Source organism: Mesorhizobium sp. WSM4810 (assembly GCF_055811235.1).
In genome coordinates this window covers 1-14243 of sequence record NZ_JBVVQV010000046.1, presented here as the reverse complement: position 1 = coordinate 14243, position 14243 = coordinate 1, and the positions used below count along the sequence as shown (strand labels likewise).

The 14243-nt window shown below is 57.9% G+C and carries 9 protein-coding genes and 5 pseudogenes; 3 read left to right on the top strand and 11 right to left on the bottom strand.

Annotated features, from left to right (window positions below):
• Positions 1 to 338: 338 nt before the first annotated feature.
• The 3 genes and pseudogenes from AC0L3O_RS33730 to tnpB form a co-directional block, all read right to left on the bottom strand.
• Positions 339 to 1304: a DMT family transporter gene (locus AC0L3O_RS33730; RefSeq protein WP_473617901.1), complete on the bottom strand. Its 966-nt coding sequence runs from the start codon at positions 1302 to 1304 to the stop codon at positions 339 to 341.
• Between the two features lie 1103 nt (positions 1305 to 2407).
• Positions 2408 to 3369: pseudogene (tnpC, locus tag AC0L3O_RS33725) on the bottom strand (IS66 family transposase); the annotation flags it as partial.
• 82 nt (positions 3370 to 3451) lie between these two features.
• Positions 3452 to 3748 carry an IS66 family insertion sequence element accessory protein TnpB gene (tnpB, locus tag AC0L3O_RS33720; protein ID WP_473617900.1) on the bottom strand — a complete coding sequence of 99 codons (297 nt, stop codon included), beginning with the start codon at positions 3746 to 3748 and terminating at the stop codon, positions 3452 to 3454.
• Positions 3749 to 3801: 53 nt separating this feature from the next.
• On the opposite strand from tnpB, the pseudogene AC0L3O_RS33715 reads away from it, so the two are divergent.
• Positions 3802 to 4028: pseudogene (locus tag AC0L3O_RS33715) on the top strand (hypothetical protein); the annotation flags it as partial.
• Between the two features lie 163 nt (positions 4029 to 4191).
• Here AC0L3O_RS33715 and AC0L3O_RS33710 read toward each other — a convergent pair.
• The 8 genes and pseudogenes from AC0L3O_RS33710 to AC0L3O_RS33675 all read right to left on the bottom strand — a co-directional run.
• A pseudogene (locus AC0L3O_RS33710) lies at positions 4192 to 4356 on the bottom strand (ATP-binding protein); the annotation flags it as partial.
• A 104-nt stretch (positions 4357 to 4460) separates the two neighbouring features.
• Entirely contained in the window at positions 4461 to 4727 is a 267-nt protein-coding gene (locus AC0L3O_RS33705) for a hypothetical protein (protein ID WP_473617899.1), read from the bottom strand.
• 55 nt (positions 4728 to 4782) lie between these two features.
• Complete coding sequence (locus tag AC0L3O_RS33700) at positions 4783 to 5757, bottom strand: ABC transporter permease (protein WP_473617897.1); 975 nt, start codon at positions 5755 to 5757, stop codon at positions 4783 to 4785.
• Positions 5750 to 6757: an ABC transporter permease gene (locus tag AC0L3O_RS33695; protein WP_473617896.1), complete on the bottom strand. Its 1008-nt coding sequence runs from the start codon at positions 6755 to 6757 to the stop codon at positions 5750 to 5752. Before AC0L3O_RS33695 ends, AC0L3O_RS33700 begins: the two co-directional genes overlap by 8 nt.
• A gap of 94 nt (positions 6758 to 6851) precedes the next feature.
• Positions 6852 to 8654: a peptide ABC transporter substrate-binding protein gene (locus AC0L3O_RS33690; RefSeq protein WP_473617895.1), complete on the bottom strand. Its 1803-nt coding sequence runs from the start codon at positions 8652 to 8654 to the stop codon at positions 6852 to 6854.
• A 125-nt stretch (positions 8655 to 8779) separates the two neighbouring features.
• A complete protein-coding gene (locus AC0L3O_RS33685; RefSeq protein ID WP_473617893.1) occupies positions 8780 to 9796 on the bottom strand; it encodes an ABC transporter ATP-binding protein in 1017 nt (338 codons plus the stop codon).
• Positions 9789 to 10814: an ABC transporter ATP-binding protein gene (locus AC0L3O_RS33680; RefSeq protein WP_473617892.1), complete on the bottom strand. Its 1026-nt coding sequence runs from the start codon at positions 10812 to 10814 to the stop codon at positions 9789 to 9791. Before AC0L3O_RS33680 ends, AC0L3O_RS33685 begins: the two co-directional genes overlap by 8 nt.
• 722 nt (positions 10815 to 11536) lie before the next feature.
• Positions 11537 to 11966: pseudogene (locus AC0L3O_RS33675) on the bottom strand (transposase); the annotation flags it as partial.
• Between the two features lie 637 nt (positions 11967 to 12603).
• Here AC0L3O_RS33675 and AC0L3O_RS33670 point away from each other — a divergent pair.
• Together AC0L3O_RS33670 and purU are read left to right on the top strand one after the other, a co-directional pair.
• Positions 12604 to 12687: pseudogene (locus AC0L3O_RS33670) on the top strand (electron transfer flavoprotein subunit beta/FixA family protein); the annotation flags it as partial.
• Between the two features lie 322 nt (positions 12688 to 13009).
• Entirely contained in the window at positions 13010 to 13864 is an 855-nt protein-coding gene (gene purU / locus AC0L3O_RS33665) for a formyltetrahydrofolate deformylase (RefSeq protein WP_473617890.1), read from the top strand.
• Positions 13865 to 14243 lie beyond the last annotated feature (379 nt).

The window sequence follows — 14243 nt, the reverse complement described above, 5'->3', positions numbered from 1 at the left end:
GCCCGAGGGGAATGGTCGTCAGCCGGACCGCGGTTCGGGCGCCGGCCGGCGCCGGCGGGCGCTTGATGGGGGTTTTGTTCGCGTACGAGATGGGCGTGCCCCTGAGGCACGGTAGCAGCATCTTGATGACTACCGGCGGAGCAGCCGGTCCGCACATCCGGCAGGGCAACGGCATTAAGCCTCAACGGAGATCTGTCGCGAATAGGTCGAATATAATGGAATCTGACACATATGAATGGCGGTGAGAACATAATTTGGACTGCGGCGTGAATTAACGACGTGACATCCGGGATTCCGCGGCCGCTGAGATCCTCTCAATTATCATCGGCGGCTGCAAATCATTCATCGACGTTCTCTCCTTTCGGGCATCCTCGCACGCCAGCCATCGCTAGAAAGTATCCGACGGCTGCCGTGGTAATAATCGCGCCCCCTATCAGGGTCGATAGCGAGGGTGTTTCGCCGAATAAGAGCCACACCCATAATGGAGCAAGCGGCGTTTCTATGGCACCAATCAAGGAGCCTTGCGAAGCTGGAACTCGTCGTAAGCCGGCCGAAAATAACACAAAAGCTATCACCACTTGCACCAGGCCGAAAAGCGCAAGCCACGCGAGGTCTCTCAGATTCGCAGACAGAGGTGCTGCGAAGCCCCAGCTAACCAATGAGACTAAAATGTTGGCTAGGCAGACAGGAGCCAGAGGCGATTGTTCTCGATGTTCGCGGATAAACACAGTAACAACGGCGGTTATCAAAGTCGTGACGAAGGCAAATGAGCTCCCCACAAAGTCAGTCGCTGAACTTGTTCCCTCGACGAGCACGCAGCTGCCTATAAGAATGGTCACTACCGCGCAAATCGTCGTAGGCCCAATTTTCTCTCCGAGCCAAAGCCACGCCAAGATGGCTGTGAAGACCGGGGTAGTCACGTAGATGGCTGCTACGTTGGCGATCGATGTTAACTGGCACGCCGGTATGAACGCTAGCATGGAGAGTGCCAAGGAGCCAGCAACGATCATCGCGTGCCCTTTCGGAATGAGGCTATATTTTGGTCTAACTACACACAGATAAACTGCTAGGAAACCCGTCGCAAACAGACTCCGCCAAAACAGAATCGTCCACGCGTCCAGCGGCAGAATTCTGACGAACATCCCCCCGGTGCTCCAAGCGACTGCAGAGATCGTGATAAAAATGAACCCTATTCTATAATTGCCTTCACCCAATACAGCCTCTTGAGGATTAGTGGTGTTCATAACTTCTTTCTTCTTTCTATACAGGAATGGCGCAGCCAAGACAGGGATGGTGACGGCCACGCCCGCGGATGCATTGGTCAGCCTTCCGCGCGAAGATTTCACAAGCAACGCTTCGTTCAGAACGCCACGGGAAGCAGATCCGGCACCAATGAGCGCACCTGTATTCTTAACGAGACCAAGACGACTTGCTTTTGACGACAGCCGAATACGCTTGCTTGTGGGCCGGCGAAATGAATCTAACTCAGATTGATTTCACCACCCTGGCAACGTGTCTCGTTCCTCCTTCCAGCCAGGCCTTCGAAGCAAGAACCCGTGAAGCGACATGTGATCGCCACGTCGCAAGGCTAAATTGACATAGAAGTGCTTTCGTTATCATCGAGACGATCTTCTCACAGTGACCGAATAGTTAAAGAAAATTTTTGCAAAAGTTTTGTGTTTCTTCCTTTATTTTTTTGCGACAGTCATTGATCATTCCTCATTCGATATTGTACCTGTCCGTCATGCCGCTCCAGCAAAAGTGAAGCCGCTCATCGGCACTGGTTCTTCACCGCACGCGCGACTTTCTGGTTCGCCAGCGCCCGCAGATCGACAACGCGATCTGGGCCCACATGGCGGAATTCGGCGTCACAGAATGTCGATCGATCGAACTGACTCAACTGGCGGAGGTGGCTCGGATGTAAGCGCTTGGCTGATCCCCTCCGGTTCAACCCTGCCCAGACTGGCGCGGCTGTGCGAAGGAATCCCTCCGACTTGGACAGAGGTATGCGCATGGAACGAGACGGCAAAAAAATGGGCGTCCAATTGGACGTTTCAAGCGCTGACTATTGCGGGTTTGCTTGAAGTGATCGAAGGTCCGACGGGTCGGCGGCGGCGCACTGACGCGGAGAAGGCGCGGTTTGTGGCGCAGAGCCCGGTGTCCGGTTGGCGGAGGTGGCGCGCAAGTGCGGGGCGCACGCGATGGCAGATCCATGATTGGCGCAAGCGGCTGCGGAATGGATCTCTGGCACTGCCCGAAAGCATGGCCGCAACACCCCGCTTTGCGGCGCTGCTGGTCGAAGAGCCTCCTCCCCAGCCGCGGCACGCGCATACCGGGACAGAGACAGGGAATCGCGCTCCCGGGGCAATCAGGCGTGCGTGTCGGCGAGTAGTGGTTTGTTCTTCTACTGCCGCTCGGCATACCGGCTCGTCAGCGCGGCGGCCGTTGGCGCGCTCGATCTCAAACAGCGCGTCGATGCGCCTGACCGCCTCCAGCGCGATCGGGGAGACGATATGCCGTTCTTGCCTCCCGGACCTTTTTCGCGATGTCGGCCAAGAATCCGTGCCGCGCATGGGCGTAGCAAAAAGCGGGCGTGATCGGCTGCTCCTTCCACTGCGGGTCGAACAACGGCTCGAAGCCACTGTAACAGTCGCACTGAAGGATGCCGCCGAACTTTGCCAGATGCTTCTGAGGATGCTCGCCGCGGCGGTCGCTCAAGGCGTAATAGATCGCCGCCGGCGGCGCAGGCCCGGCGAAGGGGCGGTCGTCGCGCGCATAGGTCCAGATGCACCCGGTCGCGCATTTGCCCTTCGCCAGGATGCGGATGGTGGTGTCGTCGCCATGAAGGGGCTCGGCCGCGAGCACATGGCGCTCGACTCAGTTGGAAGAGCAGCATGACGTCGAAGGTGCGTGGCCGACCTGATCGGCCAGCGTCGACAGGTCGATCCCCGCGGCCTTGAAGCGCGCGCTCTGGCGGTTGAGTAGAGCATGCACGCCGAACTTGTCGAACAGGATTGTCGCCAGCGTTGGGGACCGATGAAGCCGCGCGGCGTGGCATGGAACGGCGCCGGCGGCTGGGTGATCTCCTCGCAGTCGCGGCAGGTGAACTTTCGCGCACCGTCTCGATCAGCTTGAACCGGCGCGGGATCTCTTCCAGCGTCTCGGTCGCATCCGCTCGATCAGCCGCGCCGTGGCTCGGAGCGCTGCCCGTACAGTTCGCGTTCCGTTTCTCGATGCGCAGCTCGAGATGCGCAATCCGCGCCTCGTTGTCGGACAGCATGGCCTGCGCGTTGGCGGCTTCGGCCTGCCAGTTGGCGACCGCCACATTGCGTTCAGCCTGCAACGCGTCACGTTCAGCCAGCACGCCACGTAAGCGCTGGGAAGATCCGAGGGGAGCTCAACCGACTTCGAAGTCGTGCGCCGATTGAATCACATTTCACTGTATTTCCGATTAAAAAATGCTACCCAACCCGAGCCGGACCCGCGTTTTCTGAGGGTAGTTACAGTCCATACCGGACAAAAGATAACTCATCTGCGCAGGATATACTCTCACCTCTCCACCTTGAACTGTCGGCCAGAAGAAGCGGTCGCGCTCGAGCCTTTTTGTGAACAGGCATGCTCCTTGGCCATCATGCCAAATGAAACCTTCAACAAATTTCCGCGTTTCCCCCTGAAAAAGACGGGTTGCCCCAAGGAGATTGTATTTGAAAACCTCCTGTACCCGTGGCTCCAGTGATGGAAGCCACATCTCATGTTGGTGCAGCTGTGGCTAAACACGCACTCCTCTGTCGGGATCATCGCAGCATTTCCGCGGTCGATCGGCTTGTTCATCACGCAGCGATCTTAGAGATGAATGTCGAAAACTACCGGCGCAGATCTGCCATAGAGGCCAAACGCCAGCGCGGCAGATCCGCCTCCTCCGCGACAATCAAAAACACCCACGACCTTGTCGCGGAGCACCAATCAGACAACGACGAAAGCCTTGCCAGCGATACCAGCATGATAATTTGCCGGTGACCGCGCTCTGAAAGTCTGATCCTGATCGTCGCGCTAAAGACCGACAACACCCATGTCAATTAAGGCGATCGGTGGGGTCTCGGGCAGCGGGTTGGATCGGCCCAATCGCCCTTGTCCCCCAGATGAACAAATGGTCGCGTTTATGTCATGACGCCGCGCCAAACCGACACCGGATCACCGGACTCCGGTGTCAAGCGGAGTGAGGAACGTCGTTCCGGCCTTCTGCAGTGGCCGGACGACGCTTTTCGCGAAGCCGGTAGCTGTCACCACGGATGTGGTCACTGTCGAATGATGAAGCAGGCGATCAAGGATCGCGGTTGCCACCACAGGATCCGCGAATGCTTCATGATGCACCTTTCCTTGATCCTTGATCGCCTGGTCCGCTGCAGTCGGCGTTGAAGTTGATCGATCTGGTCGCTTGGAAGGCTGATCTGCCGAGGCTGTCATTTCGTGCTTTGCCGACCGTGGACAAGGCCCTGGGCGAGGTGGTCGAAGATGGGTTGAGCCGTCACGTCGATTGCAGCGGCTGCGCCCTGTACAGAGTAGGTTCCATCAGGCCAGCGCGGCGGATTGGCTGCGATGCCGTTGATTTTGGGCGTGTGAATTCCGCAACGGTGGTGTAAGAGCCAGATGTTCTCAAAGCTGAATAGCTTGCCTCGCGCCGAACGGATGCCATCGTCATTCAATATTTTGGTGATTTGCCTGTCCATAGCGCCCGCAGCATTGAGTTGCGCTCACGCTTTTCCGATTTCAGGAAGGAAACCATCATTGCCGCAGGCGCGGATCGAGCGCATCTCTGAGACCATCGCCGATATAGGCGACGCTGAGTACGGTGAGCGAAATCACAATGCCCGGCCACAACACTAGTTGGGGGTAATCTTGAATGTATTCAATTCCGTCTAAAAGCAGCCGCCCCCAAGTCGGAAAATCCGGCGGAAAACCGAGGCCGAGAAACGACAACAAGCTCTCTGAAATCACGGCATCGGCTATCTGGAGAGTGCTTGAAACAACGATCGGCGACACGATGTTGGGCAGCACATGACGACGGATAATTCGGCGCGGCGGCGCGCCGATGCTACGAGATGCCAACACGAATTCGCGCCGCTTAACGACCAGAACTTCGCCGCGAACGATGCGCGCAGTTTGCATCCAGCTCGTTAATCCGAGGGCCGACACGATGAGGATGAAACTCCCGACCTCGACTCCGAGAATGTTCGCCACCGCGTCGCGGAAAAGCATCACCGTGATCAAGAGAAGTGGCAGCACCGGCAATGACAGAAAGAGATCAGTGAGCCGCATCAGAGCGCCATCGAGGGATTTGAAGTAACCGGCAACGACACCGATAAGAGTGCCGAGAAAAATCGAGATGACCATCGCCGTCAGGCCGACGGCGATCGATATGCGACCGCCTGTCATCGTCCGCGCAAGTAGATCGCGCCCAAGTTGGTCGGTGCCCAACGGATGGGCCCAGCTTGGTCCCGCGTTCAAGGTGGTAAAGTCGATATAAGAGGGACTTACGCGCCAAACGAAGGGTCCGAAGACGACACCGACGACAATCAGGAAGAAGACGGCCGCCCCGGCGAGTGCGCACCTGTGGGCCTTGAAACGGCCCCACACGTACCACCACTGATTGCGAGACGGCGTCGCGAGCAACACAGGGTCCACGCCGATAGTTGGTGTTTGCGAAACAAGTGCCTCGGCGACTTCTTTCGGTTCATTGTCGCGAAGCAGTTCAGTCATAGCGAATCCTGGGATCGAGTAAACCGTAGAGCAGATCGGCGATCAGGTTGAAGGCGACGATTAGGACTGCGAAGATGAAGGCCAATGTCTGCACCATCGGCACGTCGTTGGCGTATATGGCGGTGATCAGAAGCTGACCGATTCCATTCACCTTGAAGAGCTGTTCGGTCACGATGGCGCCGCCGAAAGTGCTCGGCAGGCCAAGCGCGACTACGGTCACCACCGGGATCATCGAATTGCGCAATACATGGATGAACACGACCGCGGCCTCGCCCATGCCCTTGGCGCGAGCCGTGCGGACATAGTCCTGGTTGAGGTTGTCGAGCATTGACGAGCGTAGATAGCGGCTAATGGAAGCGGTAGTCTGAACCGCCAGAACCATAACTGGCATGGCCATCTGCCGAAGCTGTTCGGCCAAGCTGCTCCAGCTGTTGACGAAGAGATTGGTGTTGTAGATGGTCGGAAGCCAGTCGAAGTAGACGGCGAAAATCAGGATTGCCAGAACGCCCGAGAAAAAAGGCGGCACGGCGAGGCCGAGCATCGAAAGGAAAGTGCCGATCTGATCGAACACGGAATATTGTTTGTAAGCTGAGACGATACCGATCGGCAGAGCAAGCAGCACCCCGACTACGTAGGCGAGGCCAACGACTAACAGCGTCTGCGGAAGGCGCTCGGCTATGACGCTGAAGACCGGGCCGCGCGATTGCCAGGAGATGATGCGTTGCATACCGTCCGACAAATGCATCCCGAACAAAACATCGACGCCGTGCAGCGGCTCGGTTACGAAGAATAGCTTTAGCCAAAGGAGGTATTGCACTATCAGGGACTCGTTCATTCCAAGAGCGGCGCGCATGTTCGCGCGGACTTCAGGTGGAATGGTAGGTGGCCACTGCGATAACGGATCGCCTGGCGCCATTTTGAGCAGCGAGAAGATCACGAGGCTGATCAAGAACAGCGTCGGGACCGCTATAAGCATTCGTCGAATGGCATAGTTAAGCATGCACCGGACCTATTGCTGCCGGCCGGGCAATAATATCCATGGCCGGCGAAGGACATCGAAAGCCAAGCGCCCTCACAAGAACGCGCAGGCAAGCCTACTTTTTGCGATGCCAATCCTGGGCGTTCCACAACTCGGAATCCCAGGCGTTCATGGCATGGCCGCCCAGTGTATTAGAGATCGCCGAGACGTTGGAGCGCCAGACCAGCGGCATGATCGCGTAGCTGTCTATCAACATAGTATCGAGCTTCTTCACAATCTCGCCGCGCTTCTCGACGTGAGCAGTACGGCCGAGTTCTGTCACTAGCGTCTCGTATTCCTTGTCGCAGTAGCGTGGCATGTTCCAGCCTTGCCACTGGTTGTCCGGACCCGGCGCTTGGCTGCAGGTGTAGGTTTCTACATATGAGCCGAGATCTGTACCGCTAGCGTAGTTGGTCCACATCTGGACGTCGGCATAGAATTTCTGGGCTGTGTCCGGACTGCTTGGATCGCTGCTGAACATGACAGAAGTGTCGAGGCTCTTTAATTCGACGTCGACACCAATCTCGTGCCACCACTGCTTGATGATCGCTTGGAACTGGTTGCGTATAGAGTTGGTCGTCGTCACGAAAGTGAGCTTGAGTTTCTTACCATCTTTCTCCCGGATTCCATCGGGGCCAAGCTTCCAGCCCGCGTCGTCGAGAAGCGTTTCAGCACCTAGAATATCATGCCTCAAGCACTCAATATTGCCGGCAGCGAAGGTTGCCGGAGCCGGAATCCAGTCACAGGTGGGTTTGCCAGTTGAGCCGTAGCCGATCTCGCTCAACTTGCCGCGGTCCAGTGCGATCGACAAAGCCTTGCGCAGGCGTAAATCGCTAAGGATCGGGTTGGGATGCTTGGCCGTCGAACGCTCGTCCGGCAGGAGACTGCGCGAGGGATCGGTCAGGTTCAGGAAGAGGGTTTCGACCCACGTCCCGTAGGACGAAAGCACCTTGCCCTTGCCCGCTCTCTCCATTTTGCGCAGCACATCCGGAGCGAGCTGCACGTTCAAGGCATAGTCATATTCGCCCGTCTGCAGCACTGCACGGGCCGCCCCGAGCGCATCGCCCCCGCCCTTGTAGTTGAGCTCGGCGACAGCGGGCTTGTTCGAATCGCGATAGTTCGGGTTGGCCTTCAGCTGGACCGCGTCACTAGGCTTGAAGTTGGAGACAACAAACGGCCCAGTGCCGACCGGATAGAAATTGGCTTCCGTGCAGGTTGGGGCCTTCGCGCCCAGGCAATCGGCGAACTGTTTGGCCTGGATGATTGGAGAGCTCGCGCTGACAAAGAGAGTGTAGGGGACTGCTGTAGCCTCCTTGAAGGTTACTTTTACGGTCAGGTCTTCCAGTGCCTCGACCTTGTCGACGCCCCGGAATCTGGCAAGTTGGGCGCAGCCGCCCTTTGCGTCCATGCAGTAGTTGGCGGTGAAAACCACGTCCTTCGCGCTAACGGGCGTGCCATCCGACCATTTGAGACCAGGCTTCAGTGTCCAGGTGATCGACTTCAGATCCTTGGAGACACCCCCGTTCTTGATGGTCGGGATATCCGCCGCAAGCCGCGGGAAAAGCTCGCCGTTCTGGTCGTAGCCGGCTAGCGGCTCGAGCACCAGCGAGGCAGGAATGGTGTCATTGTCGCTTCCCGAGAGGTAAGGATTCATCATCGACGGCGCCTGCCAATTCAGGACGTTCACGACGCCGTCTACGCCGCGTTCGGCAAATGCAGGCGTAACGAATAGGGTCACTATCCCCGCTGTTAGAAGTAGTTGCAATCCAGCAGGCTGTGGAAAAAGGATTGGAAATACCCGTTTTGAATCTGATTTGTGCTCGGTCTGATTCCGATACGTTCCGTGAACAAAACAGTTTTTCAACAGCCTGCTAGACATTCTGTTGTTCTCCTCTTTTTCAAACCTCGGCTTGGCTTATTCCTGCCTTGTTGACCTAAAGAATCCGTCCTCTTTGCGATCGCGGACACGCTACACTTCCTGCGAGGGATCTCGCTTCCCTTGCTTCACTCGGCCTTATGGCAAGCGACCCATCGGTCGCCAGCCACTTTTCGCCAGGCCGGTTGCTCTACCGTGCACCGGTTGAATGCGACCGAGCAGCGGGTGCGAAATCGACACCCCGAAGGCGGATTGGCGGGGCTCGGCACATCGCCCGCGAGGATGATGCGGTGGCGCGCACGTTCGACCCTCGGATCCGGCACCGGGACCGCAGAAAGCAACGCCTTCGTGTAGGGATGCACTGGGTCTTTGTAGATGAGGGCGCGTGGGCCGAGTTCCATCACCTTGCCCAGATACATCACCGCCACATCGTCACAGAGGTGACGGACCATTGAAAGATCGTGGCTGATAAAGAGGTATGTCAGCGAGAACTGTTTCTGAAGGTCTTTGAGGAGATTGACCACCTGGGCTTGGACGGAGACATCCAAGGCGGCGATCGGCTCATCGCAGACAATGAAGTCGGGATTGAGCGCGAGCGCTCTGGCGACCCCAATGCGCTGGCGCTGGCCGCCAGAAAATTCGTGCGGATAGCGGTTGGCGAACCTCGGATTGAGACCTACGGAATCGAGCAACTCGCGAATCCGCCTCTCCTTTTCCGCGCCTTTCAGCACACCGTGCTCATTGAGCGGTTCGGCGATGATCGAGCCGACGGTCATGCGCGGATTGAGACACGCCTGTGGATCCTGAAAGATCATCTGCATGCGCGGACGGATGCGGCGCAGCTTATTGCCCTTCAGATGCGTGATGTCTACGCCATCAAACACGATGCGGCCTGCGGTAGCGTCGCAAAGGCGCAAGAGGGCAAGCCCTGTCGTCGACTTGCCGCAGCCGCTCTCACCCACCAGCCCGAGCGTCTGGCCTCGCCTGACTTCCAGGTTCACACCGTCCAGCGCTCTGATGGCGCCAGCTTGGCGCCCGAAGACACCCTGATAAGTCGGGTAGTGCAGGGCCAGGTCTATGACGCGGAGCAGGACATCATCGCGGCCAGGCTGTGCTTTTATGGCGGGGATACTTGGGTCAGACATCGTCGCGCGGCCTCTGCTCGGTCACGTCCCACCAGCAGGCAGCTTCGTGCCCTTCTCGCACCGGCATCAGCGGCGGCCTCTCGACGCGGCAGCGATCGAAGACATGCGGACATCGTGGTGCGAAGGGGCAGTGCGTCGGAAAGGCGGTTAAGTGTGGCGGCTGACCGACGACACTCTTCAATCGCTCCTGTCCCGCCTGGTTGGGCCTCGGCAATGTCTCCAGAAGCGCGCGTGTATAGGGGTGACGGGGATTTGCATAGAGATCATCGACTGCGGCGCACTCGACAACGAGTCCGCCATACATAACCATTACCCGATCGGCGATCCCAGCCACCACACCGAGATCATGCGTGATCCAGATGATGCTCATGCCGATTTCCTGGCGGAGCTTCTTGATGAGCTCCAGGATCTGAGCCTGGATCGTCACGTCAAGCGCCGTCGTCGGCTCATCCGCGATGAGCACCTTTGGCTGGCAGGCAAGTGCAATAGCGATCATCACCCGCTGGCGCATCCCGCCGGAGAACTGGTGGGCATAGTCGTGTATCCTGTCCTGTGGCGAGGGTATGCCGACCAGGGAGAGAAGCTCGATCGCACGCTTGCGCGCCTCGCCACGGCTGAAAGCCAAATGCTTCCTTAACGACTCCATCAGCTGGTAGCCGATTGTTAAGACCGGGTTGAGCGACGTCATCGGGTCCTGGAAGATGAACCCAACCTCTCCGCCACGGACCTTACGCATTTCGCTCGGGTCGAGCGACAAAAGATCCTGGTGCCCGAGGCGCACCCTTCCGGACATAATTTCGGCGGGCGGCGACGGCAGAAGCTTCATGAGCGACATCATCGTGACGCTCTTGCCAGAGCCGCTTTCACCGACAACGCCCAGCAGCTCGCCGGGCTTCAGTTCAAAGCTGATGCCGTTAACGGCGTGGATCGTGGCGCCGCGGGTCCTGAAAACGATCCGTAGGTCCGACACCTGCAAGACCGGCGCGTCTTTTCCTCTCTGCGATGCCGGCTCCACCAAAGCTACCCCCCCTCGGTTCACCGAACGCCCTCCACCTGAATCCCAGACAGCTCCGCCCGTGTCTGGCGCTTGCCGCATCACGCGCCACTTCCGCTGGTCGATGTTGCCCGAATGTCTCAAGCTGAGGCCGTTGTGTTTCACGCAAAACAGTCAACTGAACCAATAGCTAATCCTCCCCATTCTTTTTATTGCGGGGGATTTCGTTCGATTATGGCAGCGAACGCCATTCGCGTCTTTCGTTGACACTCAACGGCCGGGCGGTTTGGGTCAAATACAGTTTTTATATTGTCGCGATCTAGACGCGAGATGGGTAAGCCTGATTGAAAGCGCGATTGGGGTGCGATGAATTGAGTTCGCCCCTAGTGCGGCTCGCTCTTGATGATTGCGGTCGAGCTCGTCGCGGATGGTGTGGACTTCCCCGGCTTCGTTTCTAGTGACCAGCGATCCACGATCGAATGAACCTCTAGAAAAACAATGGAGCTGTTTACAATCTTCATTTGGCATAGCCGTGCATCCTGATGCGCTGGCATAGTTGCGTCCTGTCTTCGCTGACGGCGGTTATGCAACGGAAGCTGAATGGCGCCCCAGAAGGTCGGCAGCTAAGTGCTCGAGATCCTCATTCGACCTAATGGCCCAGGCGGATGCGCGAGACGGTTTCGATGACGCGGGCGGCGAGCTTGAGGAGCCTGAGCTCCAGCGTGGCGAACTCGTCGTATGGCTTACGCGTCGCAGGGCTTTCGAGAGGTGTTCCTCGTCTGCTCGGCAAGGGTGGAGCGGGAGACGCCTATAGTGAGGGTCTTCACAGCGAACTGACCTTGCCGAGCGAGGCCAGCCGCAACGCTGGCTTTTGCGGGCGGCGAGATCGAGCGCCTCCTTGAGGAAATTGACCTCGACGGTCTTGCGAGCAAGCATGCGCTCCAGATCGCGCACGCGTTTTTCCGCACACGGGCTGCGCCAACCACATCGTCATCAGCCTGAACCGCTGTCGCGCCGCCTTCGAGCATGCGCCGCTTCCAGGCAAAGAGCTGGCTGGGCGAAATGCCTGCCCGGCGTGCCACATAGGACCCGACAAGCCGGGCTGCGTGGCCTCGCCGACGAGACGGACCTTCTCGCCTGTTGTCCAGCGCCGCAGGCGCTGCACCGGGTGATCACTTCAACACGCGGCGGATGGAAGAACGGGGTGCGCTACAATTGGTGTCGATAGTCCGTACTCTCTGCGGCGCGATTAGGTCTAGTCCTTTTGAGCGGTAGCAGTTCCTATATGCCGGGCCCTGAGGGCCCGTCTCCTAATGCATGAGGCTCTGCGCCGGCCACCCGGCTTAAACCTCGTACCGTGCATATCGGATGAGGGTCGCCTCAGGCACAGCAATCATAGGGATGAGCATCCGGCAGCTTATTGCAGCGTCTCGCATGGCCTCAATTTATTGCCATATTATCCAACCTCTTTACTTAGGGAGTGACGCCGTCCTTAAGGGTAGGCGCCAGCCATCTGAAAACGCGATGGCACCGTCCGGAACATTATATTGGCGGAACCAAAGCCAAGTGGCAGATACTTGGCGGGTTACGATCGAACTGCGGCCGCCCGTCAACGCCTTCCGAAAATCGAGCGAAGTGAAGTGCAGATCAAAGACGTCCTCCTCCTGCCTGACAATGATGGCGCATTTTCTATGACCACCAAGCTGCTATCACGGCCTGCGCAGTGCAGCACGGCTTAAATTTAGCCGGCGAACTGATAACGCCCGGGTTCACGATAATTCGCATTCCAGGGTCTTCGCCAAGGTCAAGACTCAGATCCAAGGTCATCAAGATCGAGGAACTTGGCGGCCGCAAGGCCGGCGTCAAGGTCAAGACGGTGGCGGAAGGTGTTGACTAGCTCAAGAACAAAGCCGGCGTTGGGAAGGCAGACAGATGGCCATTCTTCTCCCCGCCGGACACGACGATCACCACCCGTTCCGCCCAACCGCGAAGGCGCTGAGATCTCTGAAGTCGATGTGCTGGTCGCCGGCAAGGGCGCGAAAACCGCCGTCAAGGGTCCTGCGCCATCCGGCACCTTGCGGGCATGAAGGTTTTCGACGTCATCGTCGCGATCAACAAGGACGAGAAGCAGCCGATCTTCCAGGTCGCCGACTACGGTATCGTCGGCGACGTTCGTGATCCTGCCCGAGCGCTCCAGATCTATTTGACCCGAAGGTACAATGTCTCAACTCCAGATTCTAACTCTAACCTGCGATGACCGCCCCGGCATCGTCGCGGCCGTCGCAACCGGACTGACGGCGCTCGGCGCCAACATTGCCGAGAGCAGCCAGTTCTGGGACCGCATCAGCAATCGGTTTTTCATGCGCCTCGCCGTTGAAGGAGACGATTCGCTTTCGATCGCGTCAACCGAGCGTGTACTCAAACCGGTAATCGATCGCTTCGGTTTGTGTGTTTACACCGTCGATGCGCGTCGTAGGCCGAAGGTCATCGTAATGGTCTCGAAGTTCGACCACGCGATGCTTCATCTGCTTTACCAGATCAAGGTCGGTTGGTTGAACGCGGACGTGGTCGCGATCGTCTCTAACCATGAAGACAGCCGTGCGGTCGCCGAGAGGGAGGGACTCGCCTATCATTACTGGCCGGTATGCAAGGACAACAAGACCGAGCAGGAACAGAAGCTGCTGGGTCTGGTACGAGAGACTGGCGCGGATCTCGTGATCCTGGCCCGGTACATGCAAGTCCTATCCGACGACTTGTCAACCCGCCTCTTCGGCAAGCTGATCAACATTCATCATTCCTTCCTCCCCTCCTTCAAGGGCGCAAAGCCTTATCACCAGGCATTTGAGCGCGGAGTGAAGCTCATCGGCGCGACCGCGCATTACGTGACGCCTGACCTCGACGAAGGTCCAATAATAGATCAGGAGACTGAGCGCGTAACGCATGCGATGAGCGCGGAGGATTTCGTCGCAACGGGCCGTGACATCGAGAGCCGGGTGCTTGCACGGGCAGTCAAACTGCATCTGGAGCGGCGGATCATGCTCAACGGAAATAGAACAATCGTATTCTCAAGTTGACTGACACGCCGCAATGAACACCACACTGGCAATCAGCGGCAAAAGCGGCTCGAGGTCTCGGAAGCGGTTATGAGTTTTATGAATCCACGTGCGGTACGATTCAGCAGTAGCCAGAAGTTATGGGAGATGGCAGTCAAACACGAACCTGCAGACGGAACCCCGCGGCTGCAGGCTTGATCGTGATCTGCCGTTGTGGCTTCTCGTGACTGCGCTTGTCATCAGCCTCAGGTCAATCGACTCATGAAATCATTGATAGTGTCCTGAAGGTTCTGCAAAAAGCTTTGGAGAGAGAACGGCCCTTGCTCTGAGGCGAGGGGCGGCCATGGCACGCTGGTGACGTTGCGATCACCGATTCCCGTGGAAGGGTAAGTGCCATGAC